The organism is Stenotrophomonas sp. 220_Sma (assembly GCF_056487375.1).
This window is the reverse complement of the sequence record NZ_CM151348.1, coordinates 559,211-583,037: the sequence shown is the minus strand read 5'-3', so window position 1 is coordinate 583,037 and position 23,827 is coordinate 559,211. Positions and strand designations below refer to the sequence as shown.

General features: G+C 65.7%; 17 protein-coding genes. 4 read left to right on the top strand and 13 right to left on the bottom strand.

Going from position 1 to position 23,827, the window contains the following annotated elements; genetic code table 11:
* Nucleotides 1-4 precede the first annotated feature (4 nt).
* The 8 genes from ACZLIB_RS02775 to ACZLIB_RS02740 form a co-directional block, all read right to left on the bottom strand.
* Nucleotides 5-1,804, bottom strand: coding sequence for a class I SAM-dependent methyltransferase (locus tag ACZLIB_RS02775; RefSeq protein WP_478469110.1), 1,800 nt, complete (start codon nt 1,802-1,804; stop codon nt 5-7).
* Between the two features lie 17 nt (nt 1,805-1,821).
* On the bottom strand, nt 1,822-3,240 hold the full coding sequence (locus ACZLIB_RS02770) for an ABC transporter ATP-binding protein (RefSeq protein WP_032127975.1): 1,419 nt from the start codon (nt 3,238-3,240) through the stop codon (nt 1,822-1,824).
* Nucleotides 3,230-4,012 (bottom strand): ABC transporter permease, encoded by a 783-nt coding sequence (locus tag ACZLIB_RS02765; RefSeq protein WP_080291756.1) that lies wholly within the window; start codon nt 4,010-4,012, stop codon nt 3,230-3,232. The genes ACZLIB_RS02770 and ACZLIB_RS02765 overlap by 11 nt, the downstream gene beginning before the upstream one ends.
* On the bottom strand, nt 4,009-5,193 hold the full coding sequence (locus ACZLIB_RS02760) for a cystathionine gamma-synthase (protein ID WP_478469109.1): 1,185 nt from the start codon (nt 5,191-5,193) through the stop codon (nt 4,009-4,011). The genes ACZLIB_RS02765 and ACZLIB_RS02760 overlap by 4 nt, the downstream gene beginning before the upstream one ends.
* A gap of 123 nt (nt 5,194-5,316) precedes the next feature.
* Nucleotides 5,317-6,687 carry a pyridoxal-phosphate dependent enzyme gene (locus tag ACZLIB_RS02755; protein ID WP_032127973.1) on the bottom strand — a complete coding sequence of 457 codons (1,371 nt, stop codon included), beginning with the start codon at nt 6,685-6,687 and terminating at the stop codon, nt 5,317-5,319.
* A gap of 299 nt (nt 6,688-6,986) precedes the next feature.
* Complete coding sequence (locus ACZLIB_RS02750; protein ID WP_004154075.1) at nt 6,987-7,223, bottom strand: HP1242/YdcH family protein; 237 nt, start codon at nt 7,221-7,223, stop codon at nt 6,987-6,989.
* A 324-nt stretch (nt 7,224-7,547) separates the two neighbouring features.
* The gene (locus ACZLIB_RS02745; protein WP_478469107.1) at nt 7,548-8,432 is read right to left on the bottom strand and encodes an OmpA family protein; all 885 of its coding nucleotides are present in this window, start codon (nt 8,430-8,432) and stop codon (nt 7,548-7,550) included.
* Nucleotides 8,429-8,794 carry a DUF4398 domain-containing protein gene (locus ACZLIB_RS02740; protein WP_049398394.1) on the bottom strand — a complete coding sequence of 122 codons (366 nt, stop codon included), beginning with the start codon at nt 8,792-8,794 and terminating at the stop codon, nt 8,429-8,431. The genes ACZLIB_RS02745 and ACZLIB_RS02740 overlap by 4 nt, the downstream gene beginning before the upstream one ends.
* 121 nt (nt 8,795-8,915) lie before the next feature.
* Between ACZLIB_RS02740 and ACZLIB_RS02735 the strand changes: the two genes are divergently transcribed.
* Nucleotides 8,916-10,043 (top strand): PilT/PilU family type 4a pilus ATPase, encoded by a 1,128-nt coding sequence (locus ACZLIB_RS02735; RefSeq protein WP_032127971.1) that lies wholly within the window; start codon nt 8,916-8,918, stop codon nt 10,041-10,043.
* Between the two features lie 75 nt (nt 10,044-10,118).
* Here the strand turns inward: ACZLIB_RS02735 and maiA are convergent, their stop codons facing one another.
* Together maiA and ACZLIB_RS02725 are read right to left on the bottom strand one after the other, a co-directional pair.
* The gene (gene maiA / locus ACZLIB_RS02730) at nt 10,119-10,787 is read right to left on the bottom strand and encodes a maleylacetoacetate isomerase (RefSeq protein WP_478469106.1); all 669 of its coding nucleotides are present in this window, start codon (nt 10,785-10,787) and stop codon (nt 10,119-10,121) included.
* 14 nt (nt 10,788-10,801) lie between these two features.
* Nucleotides 10,802-11,791, bottom strand: a complete 990-nt coding sequence (locus ACZLIB_RS02725; protein WP_032127967.1) for a fumarylacetoacetate hydrolase family protein — start codon at nt 11,789-11,791, stop codon at nt 10,802-10,804.
* Nucleotides 11,792-12,741: 950 nt separating this feature from the next.
* On the opposite strand from ACZLIB_RS02725, the gene ACZLIB_RS02720 reads away from it, so the two are divergent.
* Complete coding sequence (locus ACZLIB_RS02720) at nt 12,742-14,157, top strand: DEAD/DEAH box helicase (protein ID WP_478469104.1); 1,416 nt, start codon at nt 12,742-12,744, stop codon at nt 14,155-14,157.
* A 707-nt stretch (nt 14,158-14,864) separates the two neighbouring features.
* Here ACZLIB_RS02720 and ACZLIB_RS02715 read toward each other — a convergent pair.
* Together ACZLIB_RS02715 and ACZLIB_RS02710 are read right to left on the bottom strand one after the other, a co-directional pair.
* Complete coding sequence (locus ACZLIB_RS02715; protein WP_478469103.1) at nt 14,865-17,459, bottom strand: M14 family zinc carboxypeptidase; 2,595 nt, start codon at nt 17,457-17,459, stop codon at nt 14,865-14,867.
* A 74-nt stretch (nt 17,460-17,533) separates the two neighbouring features.
* Entirely contained in the window at nt 17,534-20,173 is a 2,640-nt protein-coding gene (locus ACZLIB_RS02710) for a TonB-dependent receptor plug domain-containing protein (protein ID WP_478469101.1), read from the bottom strand.
* A gap of 192 nt (nt 20,174-20,365) precedes the next feature.
* Here ACZLIB_RS02710 and queD point away from each other — a divergent pair, with 192 nt between their 5' ends.
* Together queD and ACZLIB_RS02700 are read left to right on the top strand one after the other, a co-directional pair.
* Nucleotides 20,366-20,728: a 6-carboxytetrahydropterin synthase QueD gene (queD, locus tag ACZLIB_RS02705; protein WP_005407953.1), complete on the top strand. Its 363-nt coding sequence runs from the start codon at nt 20,366-20,368 to the stop codon at nt 20,726-20,728.
* Nucleotides 20,729-20,845: 117 nt separating this feature from the next.
* The gene (locus ACZLIB_RS02700) at nt 20,846-21,193 is read left to right on the top strand and encodes a phasin family protein (RefSeq protein WP_107432464.1); all 348 of its coding nucleotides are present in this window, start codon (nt 20,846-20,848) and stop codon (nt 21,191-21,193) included.
* 448 nt (nt 21,194-21,641) lie between these two features.
* Here ACZLIB_RS02700 and asnB read toward each other — a convergent pair whose 3' ends face one another.
* The gene (asnB, locus tag ACZLIB_RS02695) at nt 21,642-23,543 is read right to left on the bottom strand and encodes an asparagine synthase (glutamine-hydrolyzing) (protein ID WP_478469100.1); all 1,902 of its coding nucleotides are present in this window, start codon (nt 23,541-23,543) and stop codon (nt 21,642-21,644) included.
* Nucleotides 23,544-23,827: the final 284 nt, after the last annotated feature.

Genomic DNA, 23,827 nt, shown 5'->3' with positions numbered 1-23,827 from the left:
GCGGTTATCCGTTGCCACCGGCGTGCGATGCGGCGTCGGTGGACAGTCGTCGAACCTCGGCCGACAACGCATGATATTGCGCATCCAGCCATTGCCGGGCGGCTTCAAGTTCCGCAGTGTACTGCTCAAGCTCGCTGATGCGTTGCATGTGCTCGTGGTACTTGCCGTCCAGCCACTGCTTGGCATCCATCAACTGGCGCATCTCACGGGACCCCAGATTGATCTGTTCGGCTCCATCGCCGGGACCCGAAGTAATCGCTCGGTCATCTTCGTCCGATGGCAGGACAGCCGATGTACCGAGCAATTCCGCCATGACCAGCGGATGCGACTCAAGCAACCTCTGCAATGCACCCGGGCTCGCCGGAGTGTCGTCGGTCATACGTTCGGAGGCGAGGTGCAATAGTCCCGCCGCTCTAGCGTCATCGGCACCAGAGGCCAGCGCTTCGCGAGCAGCTGTCCGCACGTGTTGCCAATGGACTCGAGCCTGCTCGTCATTCCCATCGACCACGTTCAGAATCGCGGACAGTGCGTGGGACGCCCCCCGCAACAACGCATCTTCGTCACCGTGCATTGCATCGAGCCGGTCCAGTGCATCGCCACGGCGACCCTCTGCAATCAGGACCTGAATTTCCTGCAAAGGACAGGAGACACCTTCGGAGAAAGCACCCGCCTTGCGCGCCAACACCAGCAACCATTCGCCATCGCACACGGGACCCTGGAGAGGGTCGATCTCCAGCATCGAGCGCGCAACAAGGTGGCGTTTCTGACCACCACCGGCATCCTGCAGCCACGCCTTCTCGATCTCGAAACCATTGCGTTCGAACTGCGCCACCAGCCGCGGCCAGTCATAAACATGGAAGTGGAACGGGTTGGGATCTTCGCCGGTCTCGTCCGACCAGTCATTGGGTACGCTGGCGTACACGCGCCCACGTGCAGACAACACTCGGTGCAGCTCGGACAACAACCGATCCGGCTCCGGCAGATGCTCCAGGGTTTCCACGGATACCGCGAAATCAGCAGACCCGTCGGCCATTCCGGTCAGATCCTGTGCATCGCCCACCACGAACGTAGTTGGCACAGGCGAAACCGGTGCGAAATTGGCGTTGGCATAGTCCACCGCATACTCGCTGGCATCAAGGCCGATGAACGAGGCGGCATGACTGTTGTGCGCCAACTGATAGGAGCCGTAGCCCAGTCCACAGGCCACGTCGACAACCCGGTCCCCGGGGCGGATGAACTGTGCTGCCTGCGCGTACCGCGTCATGTGCGCGTCGGAGCGACGGCCGGGTTCACGCGTCATGTCGGTGTGCAGATCCCGTTCTTCTTCGAGCGCCTTCAGCGGATAGACCGCCAAAGCAGCAGCAGGCACACGTTCGAAGGCAATCATCAGCAAGCCGGTGACTCGATCCAGCTCACCATAAGGCGCCACCCGCTCATTGAGTGGATGCTTCCGCCACTCCGTCTTGATGATTGCCGCTTCCCAGGCAGCACGGCTGGAAGTGGAGGCAGCATCACCCACAATCACCAGGCAAACCGGTCCTGCGATGTCCGACAGCAGTGCTGAAATTCTCTCGCTCGCGTGGCCCACATCCCCCTGCTCAAGCACGATGACGCCCGACGCGGCGCCGTGACCGCCATCCTGCAGCGTCATGCCAGTCTGGCGAAGCCCCTGCAACAACGCCGAAGGTACGTCGCCGCGTAGTGCTACCGCGCCTGCAGGCAACCAGGAACGCAGCCGCTCAACTGCGACCCGCGCCGCAGCGGGTGTCAGGGCAGTGTTCGAAAGGGATGGAGTCATATCCATTGCAGTGCCTTCTTCGTTCAAGGGGTGGTGGCGACAGTTGCGCGCATGCGGAGGTCGCAGACGCCACCAAACGTGTATTCCTTCTGCCGCATCCCGACTTGGAAGAACGCAGCCTCGTCCCGCCAGTGCAGCATGCGCTGGGCACCGCCAAAACGCTCGAGCTCCTCTGAAACCGAAACCTGCACCTCGTAGAAATTGACACCCAGAGCGCAGTCGAATTCGAATCTCACAACAAACGGCTCATCGGCGGGGAACGTGGTCCCCCATACACCCGGTTGTTCACTGCCCTGCTCGGTCCATTGGCTGACATCCTGATTCAGGGTTCCCCATGAATAGAGCTTCACGCCTTCCTTGTTGCGCAGGCGGACATTGACGTTCAGTTTATCCATGGCCCGCGTCGGTCGCGCGGTGACCTCGATGATCGCGCGTTCGCGCGGAAGGAAGTACGCACATTCGTTGCCGTCGGTGTCCAGCACCCGCACATGTTCCACCACGCAGTCGAAGTCACCGAAGGACAGCTTGTCACTGCGCACCCCTAGCACAGGCGAACCGCCGTGCTCGGCAGGCTCGGCCACCGGGTCGGCATCCGACTGTGCCTCGATGGTTTGCCTGGCGTGCTGCAGGTGCTGGGCACTGATGGATGCGTAGTAATCGCGCTCATCGTCGTGCAGCTGCTTGCGGTACTCCAACACGACCTCCGAAGACGGGCCGGCCACGCGCACGGTGCCGTCACGAAGCAGGATGGCATGGTCCGTGAGCGTACGGATCGACTCCTGATCGTGCGACACCAGCAGCAGCGTGCAGCCGTTTGCACGCAGCGCCTCCATCTGCTGGAAACAGCGCTTCTGGAACAGCGCATCACCCACCGCCAAGGCCTCATCGACAATCAGGATGTCGGGCTCCACCTGAGTCTGCACTGCAAACGCCAGTCGCAGCATCATGCCGCTGGAGTAGGTCCGCACCGGCTGGTCGATGAAGTTGCCGATGTCGGCGAAGGCGGCGATGGCATCGAAACGCTGCATCACCTCGCGCTCGGTCAGGCCCAGGATCATGCCATTGAGAACGACGTTCTCACGCCCGGTGAAGTCTGGATTGAAGCCGCTGCCCAGCTCCAGCAACGCGGCGATACGACCATTGACCTGCGCCGAGCCGGTGGTGGGGGCCAGCGTGCCGGCGATGATCTGCAGCAGGGTCGACTTGCCTGAACCATTGCGTCCGATGATGCCCACCGCGTCACCGCGCTTCACCTTCAGACTGACGTCGCGCAGCGCCCAGAATTCGCGCCCGCGCTGACGAGAGGACCATTCCCCTTTGCCAGGCAGCACACGGCCAAGCCGGGGCAGCAGCATCTGCAGCAGGCGATCCGACGGCTTGTCGAAAATATTGAAGACCTTGCTGACATTCTCGATGTCGATAACCAGATTGTCAGACGACATCGGCGAAGGCCCTCCGGGTCCGCTGGAACCACCAGTAACCAAAGACATAGATCCCTGCCGACCAGCCCACCGCCCAGGCGTAGTGCCCCCAGTCAGGCAAGGTGCCGGTTACGATCAGCGCGCGGGTCTGCTCGACATAGATGGCCAGCGGACTGAGGCGCATCCAGTTGCCGATGGCCTCGGGAAAGATGATCGACGGATACAGCACGGGAGTAAGGTACTGCAGCACCCGCGCCAGCAACCCGGCGATCTGATCCACGTCGCGGAAGAACACGCCCAGGGAGGCGAACAGGTAGGTCACGCCCATGGTCAGGGCCAGCAATGGCACGATCAGGAGCGGCAGCAGCACGACCTGCCAATGCAGCCCGAAGCTGCTGAACAGCAGGAACGCCACCAGCGCCACCGTCGCCACACCTGCGTTGTACAGGGAAGACAGCACCACCACCGGCGGCAGCACCTCCAGCGGGAACACCACCTTCTTCACCAGATTCGGATTACTGAGCACCGCAGTGGGCGCACGCGTAAGCGACTCAGCGAAGAAGTTGTAGACGATCAATCCGATGAACAGCAGGACAGCGTAGTCAACCTTCGTATGGGTTTCGATGCCTTTCCACTTCGCACTGAAGATTGTGGAGAAGATGATCGTATAGATGGCCAGCATGATCAGCGGCACAAGCACGCCCCATAGCGCACCCAGCAGCGAATCCTTGTACTTCTTCTTGATGTCACGGCCGGTCAGGCTCAGCATCAATTCGATGCGCCGGCCCATCATGCGGTGGCAGCCTCCAGCGCCCGTTCCAGATCCACCTGCAGATCCCCCAGATCCTCCACACCCACGCTCAGCCTTACCAGCGCATCACTGATCCCCAGCTGCTCGCGCCGCGCGACCGGAATCGACGCATGCGTCATCACCGCCGGATGGTTCACCAGGCTTTCCACGCCGCCCAGCGACTCGGCCAGAGTGAACAGCTCGGTCTTCTCGCAGAAGCGCTTGGCCGCCTCGAAACCGCCCTTGAGCACGATCGAAACGATGCCGCCGTAACCGGCCATCTGCTTGCCGGCCAGCTCATGCTGCGGGTGCGACGGCAGGCCCGGGTAGATCACCTTTTCCACCGCCGGGTGCTTCTCCAGCCACTGGGCCAGGGCCAGCGCGTTGGCGCAGTGCGCCTTCATGCGCAGCGGCAGGGTCTTCAGGCCACGCAGGGCCAGGAAGCTGTCGAACGGGCCCTGCACACCACCCACCGAGTTCTGCAGGAAGGCCATCTGCTCCGCCAGTTCGGCGTTGTCGCCGACCACGACCATGCCGCCCACCATGTCCGAATGGCCGTTGAGGTACTTGGTGGCCGAATGCAGGACCAGGTCCGCACCCAGTTCCAGCGGACGCTGCAGCATCGGCGAGGCGAAGGTGTTGTCGACGACGACGATCAGGCCATGGCGCTTGGCGATGGCAGCGACCGCAGCGATGTCGACGATCTTCAGCATCGGGTTGGTCGGGGTCTCGATCCACACCATCTTCGTCTTCGGCGTGATGGAGGCCTCGAACGCGGCCAGATCGGTCAGGTCGACGAAGCTGAAATCCAGCCCGGCGGTGCGGCGACGCACGCGCTCGAACAGACGGAAGCTGCCGCCGTAGATATCGTCCATTGCCACCACATGGCTGCCGGCGTCCAGCAGCTCGATCACGGTCGAGCTGGCCGCCATGCCCGAAGCGAAGGCAAAGCCGCGGGTGCCGCCTTCCAGCGACGCCACGCAACGCTCATAGGCGAAGCGGGTCGGGTTGTGGGTACGCGAGTACTCGAAGCCCTGATGCTCGCCCGGGCTGGACTGGGCGTAGGTCGAGGTGGCGTAGATCGGCGGCATCACCGCGCCGGTGCTGGGGTCGGGCGACTGGCCACCGTGGATGGCCAGGGTAGCCAGGGCCAGGGCGCGATCCTGGGAAGTTGCGTTGGACATGTTCTTTCCTGAGGGGCGCCGACGCACGGCGCCATCGAAGGTGCGGAAGTCTACCAGCGCGGCCTTAACGACCTTTGACGCGGATAAACCAGGATTCAGCAGTGAACGTCGGCGATCAGCGGCTTACTGCACGCGACGGCGCAGATAGTTCAGCAGGTCGATACGGGTGATCAGGCCCAGGAAAGTGTCGCCGTCCATCACGATCGCCACCTGGCCGCGGTCGAACACCGGCAGCAGCGCCTCGATCGGCGACTTCACGTCCAGCCGGTCCAGCTTGCTGACCATCGCGGTGGCGACGGTGTCGCGGAAGCGTGCCTCATCGCCATACACGTGCAGCAGCACGTCGCTTTCGTCGACGATGCCGACCAGCTGCTCGCCGTCCATCACCGGCAGCTGCGACACGTCGTACAGCTTCATGCGCTGGTAGGCAGTGGTCAGCAGGTCGTTCGGACCGATCACCACGGTGTCGCGCTGGCCGTAAGGGCGCAGGATCAGGTCGCGCAGGTCGCCGTGCTGCGGGCGCTGCAGGAAACCGTTGTCCAGCATCCAGTAGTCGTTGTACATCTTCGACAGGTACTTGTTGCCGGTATCCGGCACCAGCACCAGCACCTTCTTCGGCGTGGTCTGCTCCTTGCAGTACTTCAGGCCGGCGGCCAGCAGGGTGCCGGTGGACGAGCCACCCAGGATGCCTTCCTTGCCCAGCAGTTCGCGTGCGGTGTGGAAGCTCTCGGCGTCGCTGATGGCATAAGCCTTCTTGACGCGGCTGAAATCGGAGATCGACGGCAGGAAGTCCTCGCCGATGCCTTCCACCAGCCAGCTGCCCGATTTGTCGTTCAGATTGCCGTCGTTGATGTACTCGGCCAGGATCGAACCGACCGGATCGGCCAGCACCAGTTCGGTCTTCGGCGACAGCTTGGCGAAGGCACGCGACAGGCCGGTCATGGTGCCGGAACTGCCACAGCCGAACACGATGGCGTCGAGGTCACCGCCCATCTGTTCGAGGATTTCCGGGCCAGTACCGAATTCATGCGCGGCCGGGTTGTCCGGGTTGCCGAACTGGTTGATGAAGTAGGCGCCCGGGGTCTGCTCGGCGATGGTCTTGGCCAGGTCCTGGTAGTACTCCGGATGGCCCTTGGCCACGTCAGAGCGGGTCAGGCGCACTTCGGCGCCCATCGCCTTCAGATTGAAGATCTTTTCCCGGCTCATCTTGTCGGGAACGACCAGAATGAGCTTATAGCCCTTCTGCTGGGCCACCAGTGCCAGGCCCAGGCCGGTGTTGCCAGCCGTGCCCTCGACCAGGGTGGCACCGGGCTTCAGGTCGCCGCGCTTTTCCGCCGCCTCGATCATCGACAGGCCGATGCGATCCTTGATCGATCCGCCCGGGTTGGCGCTCTCCAGCTTCAGGTAGAGCTCGCAGACGCCGGTGTCCAGGCGCTGGGCCTTGACGATCGGGGTCTGGCCGATGAGTTCGAGGACGGAAGAATGGATGGGCATTCGGAGGACTTTCGGTTCGCGCCGCACAGGGCCGGACCGATGATTATCCGACGGATGGCGATGAAAGTCAGGTCGGCAGGGCCGCAGCCCGTCCACCGTAAAAAGAGATGCGGACGGCCCCGGATCGACGAGGAGACCGGTACCGCCCGCATCGGTGAGCTGTGCCTGCAGGCCAAGGCACCACGGCCTGTGGTGCCTTGGCGCGGCCGCCTCATCGGCGGTGCCGCGATGCCGGGGCAGGAGCGCCCGGCGGGGCCATCGATGGCCGGGTCACGCCGTTCCGGGCGTGACGGGGTGCGTCAAAGCGTGGGGGACGTCATTGGGAGCGGTGTTTCGTACATTCGCAGAAGTCGTTGCTTGGCCAGCAGCTTCTCGCGCTTCATGCGACCCAGGGTGACATCATCGATCGGGAGTACACCCAACTCCGCGTCCATGCACTTCTTGTTCAACTTGCGGTGCTGGTCATGGAGTGCCCTGAACTCCGGATCACGCGCGCGACGGGCGTCGATCTCGCTCTGGGGCTGATCTTCAAACATGATGGACCTCCTTCGACAGATACACGAACGCCCCGGCCGCAAGGCACGGGGCGTTGTTCATGGAGGAGCGCCGGTCGATGGCCACCTGGACGCCTGCAACGACCTGCGGCACTGGCCTGCGCACGTCGATCTGCTGCGGTTCGCGCCCTGTTTGCATCGGCCCGGCCCTCCCATCGTCCGGTCCGCGGCATTGCGTCCCGGACGATTGACCCTACGCCTGCTCAAGGCGGGGTACAAGACCCCTGCGGCAAAAAGACCGAACCCCGCCGGGGCGGGGTTCAGGCTGAATGCTCATCGCAACGAAAAACAAACAATATCAAGCAATTACGGGGCGATGATGACCTCGGCCGAGCGTGCCCGGGTGGACGCCGCCTTCTTGCCGCTGAGCTGGATCCGGTTGCTCGCGACACCCGCCGCGACCAGGGCATCGCGCAGGGCCTCGGCACGCTTCTGACCGACCCCGTTGGCGCTGTCATAGGCCTCGATGCGCAGGCGGCCCTTCTTGCCGATGTTCAGGTACTCGGCCAGTGCCTTGGTCTGGTTGCGGGCCCCACCGGACAGGCTGGAGGCGCCAGCGGCAAATGCGTCACCACTGAAGGTGAAGACTTCGCCACGGCCATCGAACTTCGAGCCCGGCAACTTCTGCCCGGATACCAGCTCGGCTTCCTCGCGGGCCAGCTTGGCGGCGTTCTGCTGGGCGGCGCTGAGGCGCTGCTGCTGCTTGCCGGCCACGCTGGTCAGGGCATTCTCGGCGTCCTGGCGGGCCAGGGTCTCGGCCTCGGCGGCCTGGCGCAGGCGCTCAGCCTCCTCGGCCTGCATCTGCGCCTGCATGCGCAGCTGCTCGGCCTCCTGGCGGGCACGGGCGGCATCGCGGCGGCTGGCCTCGATCAGCAGATCACTGCGGGTGCGCTCGAGGCGATCGACCTCACGCGCGGCCAATGCGGCACGCACGGCAGTCTCGGCAATCTCCACCCGGCGCTCGGCCAGGTAGGTGGCCAGCTCCTGGTCGCGGCGCTTGGCCTTGTCCAGGGTGGCGATGGCCTGCTGGGCCTGCATGCGCTCGAAGGCGCCCAGCTCAGCCGTGTCGGGATTGGCCTGGATGGCCATCAGACGCTGGCTCAGTTGCGCCACCATCGGGTTGTCGGCGGCCAGGGCCAGGGTCGGCAGCGTCAGCAGGGCAGCCAGGGTTGCGGCAGTCATCGGCTTCACCGGCGGTCCTCCCCGGTCGACAGCTGGCGTTGCAGCTGGTTGACCTCGTTGCGGCGCAGCTGCAGCTGCGCGGTGACGGTGGCTTCCTCGCTGCGGGCGCGGGCCAGGTCGGCATCGGCAGCGGCGCGCAGGGCGATCGCCGGGGCGTTCTTGCGCTCGCGGCGGTCGCCGGCAGCACGCTGGGCCTGTTCCAGCCCCTGCCGGGCCAGCCCGATCAGGTCCGGGGCGTACTGGTCGGCGTCGGCCTGGGTGGCCTTGTCGACCGCCTGCCGGGCCTGGGCCAGTTCCAGTGCGCCGTCCTGCGCCCAGGCGGGGGCAGACAGTGCGAATGCAAACGCCATCACATACAGGCCATGGCGCATTCGTGCGAAGCTAAGTCGTTTCATTGGGGAGGCCGTACCGGTTGTCGGTTCACGGCCATTGTCGTCAAGCCGACACCGTGCTGGCAACGGGCGTCGGCCGTTTCGTTGGGGAAAATTCGCAATGGATATCGGCTACTTCCTGAAGCTGATGACCGAAAAGAACGCTTCGGACATGTTCCTGACCACCGGAGCACCGGTCTACATCAAGATCGAGGGGAAGCTTTATCCGCTGGGCAACACCGGCCTGCCGCCGGGCATGGTCAAGAAGATCGCCTACTCGCTGATGGACGAAGGCCAGGTGCCGCAGTTCGAGCGCGAGCTGGAGCTCAACATGGCCATCGCCCTGCCCGATGCCGGGCGCTTCCGCGTCAACGTGTTCAAGCAGCGCGGCGAAGTGGGCATGGTCATCCGCGCCATCCGCAGCCGCATCCCGAGCATCGAGGAGCTGAACCTGCCGCAGGTGCTGAAGGACGTCATCATGACCCCGCGCGGGCTGGTGCTGGTGGTGGGGTCCACCGGTTCCGGCAAGTCCACCTCGCTGGCGTCGATGATCGACCACCGCAACAGCACCACCACCGGTCACATCCTCACCATCGAGGACCCGATCGAGTACCTGCACAAGCACAAGATGTCGATCGTCAACCAGCGCGAGGTCGGGCTGGACACCCATGCCTTCCACAACGCGCTGAAGAACGCGATGCGTGAAGCGCCGGACGTGATCCTGATCGGCGAGATCCTGGATGCGGAAACGATGGAGGCGGCGATCGCCTTCGCCGAAACCGGCCACCTGTGCCTGGCCACCCTGCACTCCAACAACGCCGACCAGACCATCGAGCGCATCCTCAACTTCTTCCCGGAAAGCGCGCACAAGAACGTGCTGATGAACCTGGCGCTGAACCTGCGTGCGGTGATCAGCCAGCGCCTGGTGAAGAACAAGGAGGGCCGTCGCCTGCCGGCCACCGAGGTGCTGATCAACACGCCGATGATCCGTGACCTGCTGCGTCGCGGCCAGGTGCACGAGATCAAGGCGGCGATGGAAGGCTCGCTGGAGGAAGGCATGGAGAGTTTCGACCAGTGCCTGTTCCGTCTGGCCAAGGCCGGCATCATCGAGCAGGAGGAAGCGCTGCGCGCGGCCGACTCGCGCGATGGCCTGGCCCTGAAGTTCCGCCTGTCCGAAGGCAGCAGCGGCGAGCACGACCCGTATGCGGATTTCTCGGCCGGGCAGCCAAGCATCACTCACGGGTTCTGACCGCACGAAAAAGGGGACGGAGGGGATTAAGTCGTAAGTGCACAAACGACTTAATCCCCTCCGTCCCCTCTACTTTCAGGCGGCGTCGAGCTGGTTTTCCGGGCGTGCGCGGTCGAAGGCGTCCAGTGCCTGGCAGGCAGCTTCGATACGGCGCAGGGTCGGGTACGGCGCCAGGTCCAGGCCGAAGCGATGCGCGTTGTACAGCTGCGGCAGCAGGCAGATATCGGCCAGGCCGGGACGGTCACCGTGGCAGAAGGTGCCCGTCGCGCTGCTGTTGGCCAACATTGCCTCCATGGCAGCGAAGCCTTCGGCGATCCAGTGCAGGGTCCACTGCGTGCGGGCGTCGGCCGGCAACTGCAGGCTGCGCTCCAGGTACTGCATCACCCGCAGGTTGTTGATCGGGTGGATATCGCAGGCCACCAGCTGGGCCAGCGCACGCACCCGCGCACGGCCGGCGGCATCGGCCGGCAGCAGCGGCACCTGCGGGAAGCGTTCTTCCAGGTATTCAAGGATCGCCAGCGACTGGGTCAGTGCATGCCCGTCATGCAGCAGGGTTGGCACCAGCTGCTGCGGATTGAGCGCGCGATAGGCGTCCAGGTGCTGCTCGCCACCGTCGCGCACCAAGTGCACCGGCCGGGCTTCCCAGGCCAGGCCCTTCAGCTCCAGGCCGATGCGCACGCGGTAGGCGGCGCTGGATCGCCAGTAGGTGTACAGCACGATGCCGTCGTCGACCGGGATCTCCATCGCCGCCTCTCTGCTCAGGGCCTGGTCGCCTGTTCGATGCGCTGCTCGATCGCACCGAAGATGCTGTTGCCGGCGGCATCGAGCATCTCGATGCGGACCACGTCGCCGAAGGACATGAACGGCGTGCTCGGCTTGCCGTCGCGCAGGGTCTCCACCACGCGCTGCTCGGCGAAGCACGAGGCGCCCTTGCTGGTGTCCTCGTTGGCGATGGTGCCCGAGCCAACGATGGTGCCGGCGCTGAGCGGACGGGTCTTAGCCGCATGTGCGACCAGCTGGGCGAAGTTGAACTGCATGTCCACGCCGGCTTCCGGCGCGCCGAACCACTGGCCGTTGATGTGGGTCAGCAGCGGCAGGTGCACCTTGCTGTCCTGCCACGCGGCGCCCAGCTCGTCGGGGGTGACGAACACCGGCGACAGCGCCGAGCGCGGCTTGGACTGCAGGAAACCGAAGCCCTTGGCCAGCTCGCCCGGAATCAGGTTGCGCAGCGAGACATCGTTGACCAGGCCGACCAGCTGGATATGGCCTGCGGCCTGTTCCGGGGTGGCGGCCATCGGCACGTCGTCGGTGATCACCACGATCTCTGCTTCCAGGTCGATGCCATAGTCCTCGCTGACCACCTTGACCGCGTCGCGCGGACCGTAGAAACCGGCGCTGGTCGCCTGGTACATCAGCGGGTCGGTGTAGAAGCTCTCCGGCACCTCGGCGCCACGGGCGCGGCGCACGCGCTCGACATGCGGCAGGTAGGCGCTGCCATCGACGAACTCATAGGCACGCGGCATCGGCGCGGCCAGCGCCTGCGGGTCCAGGTCGAACACGCCATCGGCGTCGCCCGCGTTGAGCGATTCGTACAGGGCGTTCAGGCGCGGCGCGATGTGGCTCCAGTCCTCCAGGGCCTGCTGCAGGGTGGCGGCAATGCCGGTGGCGCGCACGCCGTGGCGCAGGTCACGCGAGACGACGATCAGGGTGCCGTCGCGGCCGCCTTCCTTCAAAGAACCAAGCTTCATGGGTGGGTGTCCGGAGTCGTGGGCAAACAAGTTTCAAGTGTAATCAAATCTGCGTCGACGCCAAGCTGCAGCGCGGCATCGGCCCACCCTACCGTAGTGGGGGTTTCGGCAGGGTTGCACCCTGCACCTGCTTCAAGCCAGGGCAACGTCAACAGCAACAGCCGGCTCTGGGTTGTCTGTGAGCTGGGCGGGACGGTGTGGGTGGGGAGGACACGCCGTAAACCCGTCCCTGGGGGCTCGATGGCGCCATCCATGGCGCCAACGGTCCTGCCCACCCACACCGTCCCACCCCTGACAATTTCCCGATGACGGATCGAACATCCACATCATTCATCGTCGAAATCCGTCAGATATCGAAATTGATCGAATGAGATTCGACAGATCGCGGAAAACTCTCGAAGGCGGGGTGGGTCCGGTTGCGGGGGCGTGAGCCGCATGGATGCGGCGACCGAGCTTACATGGGTGAGGGCGCTTTGCTTGCGAAGCATTGCTTCGCAAGCGCCCGAACGCACAGCCGCCAGCGGCTGGGCCGGGCCCCGGAGGGGGACTTGCAGCGCCCCCCGCAACCGGACCCACCCCGCATCCCTCAGGAAACCGGCTTTTGACGTTGACGTTGACGTTGCTTCAGCCTCTGCGGGTGCAGGGCGCAGCCCTGCAGAGAGCCCCCCTACCTGAACAGGCCTTTTTGCGTGAAGTCTCAAACATCGTTTAGACTTGCAGGGTCTGCAGCGGCCGTCCGTTTCCCTCCGGGACCGCCGGCGACCAGGGTCCGCCCTCTTCGCCCGCCCCCACTCCGACGCCGTTCGTCACGCATTCCAGCCTGCGCTCCGTGCCGGCTGCACCCAATTCTCGCAGCGCGGTTCACGGGAACGCTCCGAGTCAGCCGATCAGTTTGATCTGCCCCCGTCTGTCCGATCGGACAGGCGTTTCTTGTACTTGGAGCAATCTCAATGTCTTTTGAATCGCTGGGCCTGGCGCCCTTCCTGCTGCGTGCGCTTGCCGAGCAGGGCTACGAAAACCCGACCCCGATCCAGCAGCAGGCGATCCCGCTGGCGCTGGCCGGCCGCGACCTGCTGGCCGGTGCACAGACCGGTACCGGCAAGACCGCTGCCTTTGGCCTGCCGCTGCTGCAGCACCTGGGCACCGCCTCGCAGGAAGTGCGCAGCGGCCCGCGCAAGCCGCGCGCGCTGATCCTGGCCCCGACCCGCGAGCTGGCCACCCAGGTGCATGACAGCCTGCGCGGCTACAGCAAGTACCTGCGCATCCCCAGCGCCTGCATCTACGGCGGCGTCGGCATGGGCAACCAGCTGGACATCCTGCGCCGTGGCGTGGACCTGCTGGTGGCCTGCCCGGGCCGCCTGATCGACCACCTCGAGCGTCGCAGCATCGACCTGTCCGGCATTGAACTGCTGGTGCTGGACGAAGCCGACCGCATGCTCGACATGGGCTTCCTGCCGTCGATCAAGCGCATCCTGGCCAAGCTGCCGAAGCAGAACCGCCAGACCCTGCTGTTCTCGGCCACCTTCGAGGACAACATCCGCCAGCTGGCGCTGGAGTTCATGCGCAACCCGGAACAGATCCAGGTGACGCCGAAGAACACCGTGGCCGAAACCATCACCCATCGCGTGCACCCGGTCGATGCCGGCCGCAAGCGCGACCTGCTGCTGCACCTGCTGGCGCAGGACAGCCGCGAGCAGACCCTGGTGTTCGCCCGCACCAAGCACGGCAGCGACAAGCTGGCCACGTTCCTGGAAAAGTCGGGCATCAAGACCGCGGCGATCCACGGCAACAAGAGCCAGGGCCAGCGCCTGCGTGCACTGGGCGACTTCAAGGCCGGCCGTGTGACCGTGCTGGTGGCCACCGATATCGCCGCGCGCGGCATCGACATCAACGAGCTGCCGAAGGTGATCAACTTCGACCTGCCGATGGTGGCCGAAGATTACGTGCACCGCATCGGCCGCACCGGCCGCAACGGCGCGACCGGCCAGGCGATCTCGCTGGTGGCGCAGGATGAAGTGAAGCTGCTGCGCGCGATCGTGCGCCTGCTGGGCCGCGACATGGACATCCGCGATGTGCCGGGCTTCGAGCTGCAGACGCCGATCCGCTGGGGCAACAGTGCGCCGGGCAAAGCCGAGCACGATACCGGCGAGCGCGCACCGCGCAAGAGCCACGCGCGCCGTCCGCACGGCGATGCGCCGCGCCATGCACATGCGGGCCCGAAGAAGGCCGGTGGTGGCCGTCGCGAGGGCGGTGGCAATGGCCAGCAGCGTGCAGGCGCCGGTCAGGGCCAGCGTCGTGGCAGTGGCGGCAATGGTGGCGGCCGTGGTCGTGGCCAGGGTGGCAACGGCGGCGGTCGCGCCGGCTGATCCCAGCTGACATGGATGGCGCTTCCCGCTGCGCGGGGGGCTATCGAGGGACGGCGCTGACGCGCCGTCCTTTTTTTTGCCGGCTACCCTGGGTGAAAGCACGCGGATGGTTTGGCTTGGGGCGACGCAGGGCGGAGTGGGGGCAAAACACGCCGTAAACCCATCCATGGGGGCTCGATCGCGCCATCCATGGCGCTCACGGTTTTGCCCCCACTCCGCCCTGCGCCGCGTCAAAGATCGCCAGCGCCTACTTGTCCCGCCGGGTAGCCGGGAGAAGAAGATCAAATTCAAATTCAAATTCAAATTCAAATTCAAAGGCAAAAGCCGAAGTCGCAATTCCTGGCTTTGCTTTTGCTTTCGCCCTTGCTCCCGCCTTGGGGTTCGATGCGTCCGCGCCCGCAGGAAATTGTCGAGGGGAGGCCCGGAGGCCCAGGCAGGACCGTTGGCGCCATGGGCCCGAGGCATGCCTCGGGCGGGTTGGGCAGGACGCCCAACCCCGGCCTTGCCGTGTGCGCAGGACTGCGCACACGAGCAAGGCGCCATCGAGCCCCCAGGGGTGAGGGTGCTTTGCTTGCGAAGCACTGCTTCGCGAGCGCCCGAACGCCCAGCCGCCAGCGGCTGGGCCGGACCGCGGAGCGGGGTTTACGGCGTGTCCTGGCTGAGGCCCCCTGCCTCCCAAACCCAGCAACAACTCGGCGCCAAACGCCTCAACCCCGCGCTTTACTCGGATTCACCAGATTCCCGAAGAAGACCGCGTTGATCAGCAGTCGATCCGTCCCGTGCCAGTACTTGCGATGCGCCGGATCATCGGCAAACAGCACCACGTTGCCCTGCCCTTGCGCCGACACCAGCAGCCACGCGCTGCCTGCCACCCGCGCGCGGTTGCGCTCGGACAGATAGCCATTCACCCGCGGCGGCGTGTCGATGCGCACCACCGTCGAGAACGGGTTCGCGCTCGGCTGCAACGTTACCGTGTTCTCCTTGTTGATCGCCAGCTGCCGGCGCGGCACACCGAATGCCAGCGGATGGCTGGTATCCACATCAGCGCTGAGGATGTTGCCGCTGACGCGCTCGATCGCAGCAATGTCACGCTGGTCGCCGAACGCGCGGCGGCTCTCGTCAGCGGTTTCTTCTTCCTTGCCAAGCTTCTCGCCGTCGGCCAGCTTCTGTTCGATCGCCCATTTCGAGGCACTGCCGTAGGTCACCAACGAACCACCGGCCTGCACCCAGCGCTTCAGTGCAGCCACCGCCGTGGCATCGACGCCGGCATAGGTTCCGCCGGACAACACGATGGTGGTGTAACGGTCCAGCGGCACTTTGCCCAGCTGCTGCGGATCCAGCTTGCTGGCCGGCAACCGCAGCTGCTGGTCCAACAGGAACCACGCCGATCCGATTTCGGTGGCGGCCACGCCCTCGCCCATCACCAGTGCCACCGAGGGCTTGCGCAGCGCTTTGACGCCGTCACTGCCGAGGTCGATGCCTTCGCGGCTGCGGCCACTGGACAGCGCGTGCACCTGCACACCTGCCTCGCGTGCGGCGGATGTCACTGCCTCAAGCAACGCCGTGCCCTGCAGTGGTTGCCCGGCCACCGGAATCACCAGGCTGCCGGCGGCGAAGCTGGCCTCGCCCTGCGCCGTCGCGGTGGTGAACGGCTGGAATGCCGCGCGTGCATTCACGCCCTTGCCCTGCAGCGCGGCCAGCGCGCGCCCGGCATTGTAGTCGCGCCAGTCGATCGCGTAGGCGAATCCTGCCTGGCCGCCCAGCACGGTGCCCTGCTCCGCCGGCAGCGCCGCCACGCGTGCGCCGCCGTCGATGCGGCTGCGGCTACCGGCGAAGGCCACGCCGTAGGCCGGTGCAATCGCGTAGCTGGTGCTGCCGTAGAACACATCGCCCTTGATCGGCGGCGTCTCGGCAAAGATCGAATGCACCAGGCGGAACTGCGCCTGCTGCACCGGCACCACGTAGGCGCTGCCGGCATCGAAGCGCTGGCCATCGACACTGACGTCACGATCCAGCGCGCGCACCTCGATGCGATGCAGCAGCAACAGTTCCAGCAGGCGGCGGGTCAGTGCCGGATCATGCGCATCGCCGAACACGAAGCTCTTCACCGGCTGCTGCGCGGCCTGCTTCAGTGCGCTCTGGAAGAACTGCTTCTGCAGGTCGAACAGGCCGCTGCGCTCGGCTACCGCGCCGCGCACCGTGCCCAGCCCGGTAGCCACCTGGTTGCGGATGGTGAACGGGAACGTCAGCAGGCCGTTCACCGATTCCTGCACGCGGCCGCGCGAGCTGGCCTGCTCGACGGTAACGCCGACGGCACCGTGGAAATCAGGATAGGTCGAGCCGTACACCGGCGAGAAGTTGTCGAAGTTCTCGCCGGTGTAGTACAGCGAGCCCAGCGCATCCAGCGCCTGCGCGTGGTACTTGGCCAGAGTCTTGTTGAATTCGTACGACGCCGCCGGAATCAGCGGGCTGTGCATGCTCTTCGGCGACGGTTCGAAGTAATAGGTGCTGTCCTTGCCCATCTCGTGGAAATCAATCTGCACGTTCGGGTACCACTGGTGGAACACCTCCACCTTCGGCCGCGAGTCCTGCTGGGTCAGGGCCAGCCAGTCGCGGTTGAGATCGGTGAAGTAGTGGTTGGTGCGGCCCTGCGGGAACGGCTCGACGTGTTCCTTGTCGGCCGGGTCGGCCGAAGCCGGATCGGAGGCCCACGCGTTGTGCCAGTTGGCGGCACGATCACGGCCGTCCGGGTTCTGCGCCGGATCGAACAGCACCACCGCCTGCTGCAGCCACTGCTGGGTTTCGGCACTGTGGTTGGCCACCAGGTAGTACGCCGTCAGCATCGCCGCTTCGGCACTGGAGGTCTCGTTGCCATGCACGCTGTAGCCCAGCCACACCACCACCGGGCTGTCACCGGCGGCGCTGCGCGGCTGCGCCGGATCGGCCAGGGTCGCGTGCTGCTGGCGGATCTGTTCCAGCCGCGCGTGGTTGCCTGCAGCAGTGACGGTGGCGATCAGCAGCGGGCGACCTTCATAGCTGCGGCCGATCTCGCGCACGCTGATCTTGTCCGAGCGTTTCGCAAGTTCCTGGAAGTACGCCACCAGCTGGTCGTGCCGGGTGTAACGGCTGCCGATCGGGTAGCCGAGGAACTGCTCCGGCGTGGGCACCGCTGCATCGAACGCCGCTGCGTCGGTGACCTGCGGGAAGAAGTACGCGCTCTGTGCCTGCGCCGGCTGCGGCGAGGACAGTGCGGTGGCGGCGGCAAGCAGCAACGGAAGAACGGCACGGCGATGCAAGGACACGATGACTCCCCTGGAACACAACGGCAGACAGTCGCGCGGCCGGTCCCTTCAGGTGACCGGCCGCGGCGGATGGATCAGAAGCGGTAATCGAAGCCCAGCGTGAAGTAGCGGCCACGCAGGTCGTACTGGCTGAAGTCGTACGGCGCGCGGATGCCCGGGAACGAGGCGTCGTACGGCGGCGTCTTGTCGGCCAGGTTCTGCACCTTGGCGTACACGGTCAGCTTGTCGATGCCGGTGTAGGCCAGGTACAGGTCGTACTGGCTGTAGCTGCCGACACGCTGCTGCACGGCCTTGGCGGCGGTACTGGCTTCCTGGCGGTAGCTGCTGGTGTAGTACCAGGTCACGGCTGCGTTGAAGTCGCCGTACTTCCAGTCCAGCGCGGTGGTGGCCTTGTCCTTGGGCAGGGTTGCGCCCAGGTTGCTGCCGGCGTAGTCCACCAGTGGGCCACCGACCACGGTCGGGCGACGGTAATCGCGCACGTGGGTATAGGCCGAAGACACGGTGAAGTCACCGAACGCAGCGGTCGGGATGCGCTGGCGCAGCTCGACGTCGATGCCCGAGGTCTTCAACTCGCTCAGGTTCTGGTAGCGGTTGTAGACCGCCTGCAGCTTGCCACGCTCATCGCGCTGCACGGCACCGGCGACATTGTCGTTGACCAGGGTCTGGGTGTTGTTGGTACCGACCAGGTTGTCCAGCTGGATGCGGTAGTAGTCCACGCTCAGGTTGGTATTGGCCCACGGCGACAGCACCACGCCGAAGTTCACGCTCTTGGTGCGCTCGGGCTTCAGTTCGTTGTTGCCGACGGTGAAGAAGGTCGGGTTCTGGCGCGAGCCCGGCACGTCCGGGTCACGCGGATCGACCACGCTGCCGTAGGCGATGCTGGTGCTGTTGGAGTTCTCCGACAGCGACGGCGCACGGAAGCCCTTCGAGGCGGAGGCACGCACCAGCAGGAAGTCGAGCGGCTGCCAGCGCAGGCCGATCTTCGGCGAGAACGCATCGCCGAAATCATCGTAGTGATCGGCGCGCGCGGCAGCGGACAGCTCCAGCGTCGATGCCAGCGGCACGTTCACTTCGGCGTAGGCCGCACTGACCTGGCGCTTGCCGTGCACTTCGGCGATGGCCGGGCGCACCTGCAGGCCTGCGTCGATCTGCCACGGGTTGTTGGAATCGAGCTTCTCGCGGCGCCACTCGGCACCGGCGGCGAAGCCGATCTCGCCGGCCCAGGTATGGCCCAGGCTGCCGGAAATCTTCGCATCGATGCCCTGCAGCTTGGACTCGGCCGGACGCAGCGTGGCGATGTTGATCGAGTCGCGCACCGACTGCGGGGTGGCGGCCGGGTTCAGCAGGTTGTAGCTGCCCGTTGCCAGCGCATCGGCCAGCGCCCAGCGGTTGGCGAAACCGCCAGAGACACTCTCACGCTCGCTGCTGCGCGCGCCGAACGCGGCCACTTCCCAGTCCCAGTTCGCGGTGGTGCCACGCAGGCCGAATACGCCGCGGTAGGCGGTGGAGCGGTTGGTCTTGAGCGTGCCGCCCAGGTCGAAGAAGGTGTATTCGATCGGAATCGCACGACCGTAGGGGTTGTACGGATTGTTGGCCGGCAGCAGCGACGACACCGGCTCGGCCAGGCCACTGTCCGCGTTCAAGGCGAAGCGGCCACTTTCCAGAGTGAAGAACGGGCTGCTGCCAAACCACGCGGTGCTCTTGATCTGGCTGTACAGCACTTCGCCGAAGGCTTCGACATTGTCGTTCAGGCGGAAGGTGCCGTTGGCATAGGCCTGGTAGCGCTTGGTCGAGGGAATCAGCGTGGTGAACGGCGCCTGGTTGAAGCCGCAGGTATCACCGGCCAGGCCGTCGATCGGCGCGCTGGCAACGCGGGTGGTACCGGTCGGGCAGTTACCGTTGGCATCGAGCATCGGCACCGACACGCCGTCGACCAGATAGCGCGCACCCTTGGCCGACCAGCCGTTCCAGCGGCCGCCGGGCTTGTCGGTGTAGATGCCGCTCTTTGTCAGGTTGCGTTCGTCCTGATCCAGGCGTTCGCGGTTGTAGCCCTGCAGGCTGAAGAGGATGTTGTAGCCATCGGTATCGAGATCACCGAGGCCGCCGACGAACTTCAGGTTCTGCTCGTGCAGGCCGCCCTGGTCGGCGCCGCCGAAGCTGCCGCCGATCTCGGCGCCTTCGAAGTTCTGCCGGGTGATGATGTTGACCACACCGGCCACGGCGTCGGAGCCGTAGACCGCCGAGGCGCCATCCTTGAGCACTTCGATGCGTTCGACCGCGACCAGCGGAAGCGCGTTGAGATCAACAAAGGTGTCGGACAGGCCACCGGCCGGGAAGCCGTAGTTGGCCAGGCGACGGCCATTGAGCAGCACCAGCGTGTTCTTCTGCGACAGGCCACGCAGGCCGATGCCGGCCGAGCCGGAGGCCCAGCCGTTGTTGGTGGTTTCGTTGCTGGCGTTGCCGGTGTTCGCCGAGATCGAGCGCAGCACATCGGCCACGGTGGCCTTGCCGGTCTGTTCCAGCTGCTGGCGGCCGATCACCTGCACCGGGTTGGAGGCCTCGGTATCGGTGCGCTTGATGTTGGAACCGGTGACGCGCACGGCGGCCAGGGTGCTGGCTTCGCCACTGGCGTCGGCGGAGGTTTCGGCGGCGGCGGACAAAGGCGCGGCCAGAGCGACGGCCAGGGCCGCCACGAGCAGGGTGTGCTTGGGCATGACGATGTGGGGGAGGTGGAAAGGACGACGAAGTTCCGCAGTAGTCCATGCCTGGCCGGGGTCCGGCCAATAACATCTCTTCATACGGATATAAGAGAAACTATCATCTCTTCATCCGGATGGAAAGAACTTCTTCACGAAGACCCAACATCCGCTCAGGCTGCCCGGCCACCTGCGGCGTACAATCGCACCATGGAAATCTTCAAAGTCTTCATGCTCGAGGCGGCGCACCGCCTCCCCAACGTGCCGCCGGGGCACAAGTGCGCGCGCCTGCACGGCCACTCGTTCCGGGTGGAACTGAAGGTCGAGGGCGAGCCGGGTGCGCAGACCGGCTGGATCATGGACTTCGGCGACGTCAAGGCGGCCTTCCAGCCGATCTATGACCGCCTGGACCATCACTACCTCAATGACATCCCCGGCCTGGAGAATCCGACCAGCGAGAACCTGGCGGTGTGGATCTGGAACGAACTCAAGCCCAGCCTGCCGGCGTTGAGCGAGATCACCGTGCACGAAACCTGCACCTCGGGTTGCCGTTACCGCGGCCCGACGGCCTGATCAACCCATTGATCTGAAAGGCATTTCAAAGGCGCCTTGGGCGCCTTTGTTATTTTTGTTGCATTGCCACATCAACGGCGTATGCTGCAGTGCATCAAGCCACTCCCTGATGCCCCCATGGCCGCCGCCTTCAGCGATCGCTTCAGTGATGCCACCCGCCAGCTCGCCGCCGCGGCAACGCGTGCGAACCGGTTGGCGTTGGAGAACGCGGAAAGCATGTTCGGCGTGCAGCTGAAGGTGATGGAGCGCAACCTGACCGCGACCAGCGGCTGGCTGGGCGAACTGGCCCGCAGCGAGGATGCGGCCGGGATGCTCAACAAGGGGGCGCAGCTGTGGCAGGACAACCTGCAGCGGCTGGGCCAGGCCCAGCAGGACGTGGTCGGCCTCGGCCTGCAGGCCGGCAAGGCCTGGTCCGAACTGGTGCAGGGCTACAACGAATCAACGGCGGACGCGAGCAACCACTGACGCGACGCAACGCTCATTGCGTGGGTCCCTCCCCCCACGCAATCCGGACCCGGCAGATCCCTCCCTCTGTCGGGTCTTTTTTTGCCTGGCGTTCGGATTACGAAGCGCGTCTTCGTCCGGATTCGCCGCGAACTGAAGGGCCTCCCCGGGGTGGGCAGGGGCCTGGGCAAATGTCCCCCGGTGCCGGCCGTTGGTCGTCACCTCCTCCTTTACTTTGCCCAGACCCCTGCCCATCCCGACGAGGCTCGGCGTGCGGTGAGCAGAGCGCAGCGCTCGCGACAGCTTCTCAATGAGGCGCCGACGAACTCCGAACGCGGGGCGGATGCCCTTGCGTACGAAGTAAAGGGGGAGGTGACGGCCAACGGCCGGCGCCGGAGGACATTCGTACGCAAGGGCATCCGCCCCGCGCCACGATGATTCAATCCGCCGCACGCGATGCAGAAACCGCTCAGCGCCCGCGACCACCGTGCCAATGCTGGTGCCACGCCTGGAACATCAGCACGTTCCACAGGTGCGTGTGCCACTTGCGCTCGCCACGCAGGAACGCCTCCCAGATACCGCGCACGCGCGCAACATCGAAACACCCCTGGTTGCGCAACAGCTGCGGCTCCAGCAGCGCCTCCGCCCAATCGCGCAGCGGGCCCGCCAGCCAACGCGCCATCGGCGGGCCAAAACCGCGCTTGGGGCGGTACACCAGCGGTTCCGGCAGGTAGCGCGCCAGCAGGTGCTTGAGGATCCGCTTGTGCTCACCATCGTGGTACTTCAGGTGCTGCGGCAGGCGCCAGGCCAGACGCACCACCTCCATGTCCAGCAGCGGCGCACGCGTCTCCACGCCCGCCGCCATGCCCGCACGATCGACCTTGGCGAGGATGCCCTCGGCCAGATCCATGCGGAAATCCAACAGCTGGATGCGCGCCTCGGCCGGCAGCGCGGTGTCCTGCTGCTGGAAGATCGTCATCGGCTCACGTGCGCCCAGCACCACCTGCGCCGGCTGCCGCCAGCGGGTGACACGTTGCAGGTAATGCCCTTCCACATCGTTGGCGGCAACCTCGGCCACCAGCGCACGCCAACCGCCCAGGCGGCCACGTTCGACGTTCATGCGGTTGCCACTGCGTCGCGCCAGATCACGCACCCAGTCCGGCAAGCCACCACAGAGGCGTGCATTGCGCAGCGCCCGGCCATAGCTGGGATGACCGAAGAACAGTTCATCGCCACCGTCGCCGGTCAGCGCCACCGGCTTGCGCGCGCCCAGCAGTTCGCTGGCCAACAGGGTCGGCAGCTGCGAGGCGTCGGCGAACGGTTCGCACCAGACCTGCGGCAGGCGCTGCAGCAGGTCCAGGCCCTGGCGCGCGTCCATGCGGTGCAGGTGATGCTGCACGCCCAGGTGGCGTGCGACCTGCGTGGCCCAGTCGCTCTCATCGTGGCCGGGATCGTCGAAGCCGACCGTCCACGCCTCGATCGGCAGCGTCGACTGCGCCTGCATCATCGCGGTCACCAGCGACGAGTCGGTGCCGCCGGACAGGAACGCACCGCAGGCCAGCGGCGAATGCATGCGTGCCGCGATCGCCTTCTGCAACACCACTTCCAGCTGGTCGGTGGCCTGTTCCAGGCTCGGCGCCGGCTGCAGGGGTTCCTGCAGCGCACTCTGCATCGCATCGCGTGCGCACCAGTAGCGCGCGCCCCCTTCCGCCGCCTGGCTGGAACCGCCGGCAGCGTGGTCATCCAGATCGACGCGCAGCACCGCGCCGGCCACCAGCTTGTGGATGCCCCGGTAGATGGTGTGCGGCGCCGGCACATAGTCGTGGCGCAGCAGCAGGCTCAGCGCATCCTGGTCGATGCTCGGCGCGAAGCCGGCGAAGGCCTGCAGCGCCTTCATTTCCGAGGCGAACAGGAACTGGCCCTGGAACCAGCCGTAATACAGCGGCCGCTCGCCCACCGGATCACGCGCCAGCCACAACTCACGCGATTCGCGGTCCCAGACGCTGAAACCGAACGCGCCTTCGATACGCGACAGCGCCCGCTCCACGCCCCATTCAACGATCGCCTGCAGCAACAGCCGGGCGTCACTGCAGCTGCGTGGCAGCTCGCGCAGCTGCGCCTGCAGGTCGGCGCGGTTGTACAGGCGGCCGTCCAGGCACAACACGTAACGGCCGCAGTCCGAGCTCAGCGGCTGCAGTGGGGTGTCGGTCGGCGCCCGGCAATGGCCCAGCGCGAGGCCGGCCTCGGCGTCGGTCCAGTAACCGATGCGGCCCCGGCCACGCTGCTGCAGGGCGCGCAGCATCGGTGCCAGCTGCTGCAGCAGATGTTCGTCCTCGGCGGGCGGCAACCAGGCCCCGACCACGCCGCTCATCGGGCACCTCCGCAGCGGCAGCGGCGGGACGGGTTCAGCAGGCAGGGGGCGGCGAGCGACATGGGAACGGCACGCGGAGCGGAGGAGACTCCATGCTCGGCGCCCCACCTGCCCCGCGTCAGTCGCTTTGCTGTCAGCGATGGTCACCAGACGTATCACGAAGGTAACGTTTTGTAACGGCAACCGGCTATGCTGGACGCCAAGTTGTTGCCAGGCCTGAGGCCCGGCCCGAGCGCCAGCAACCCCGGCTGAATGGCGCCCGCCCCCGGGACCCGGGCGGCCCG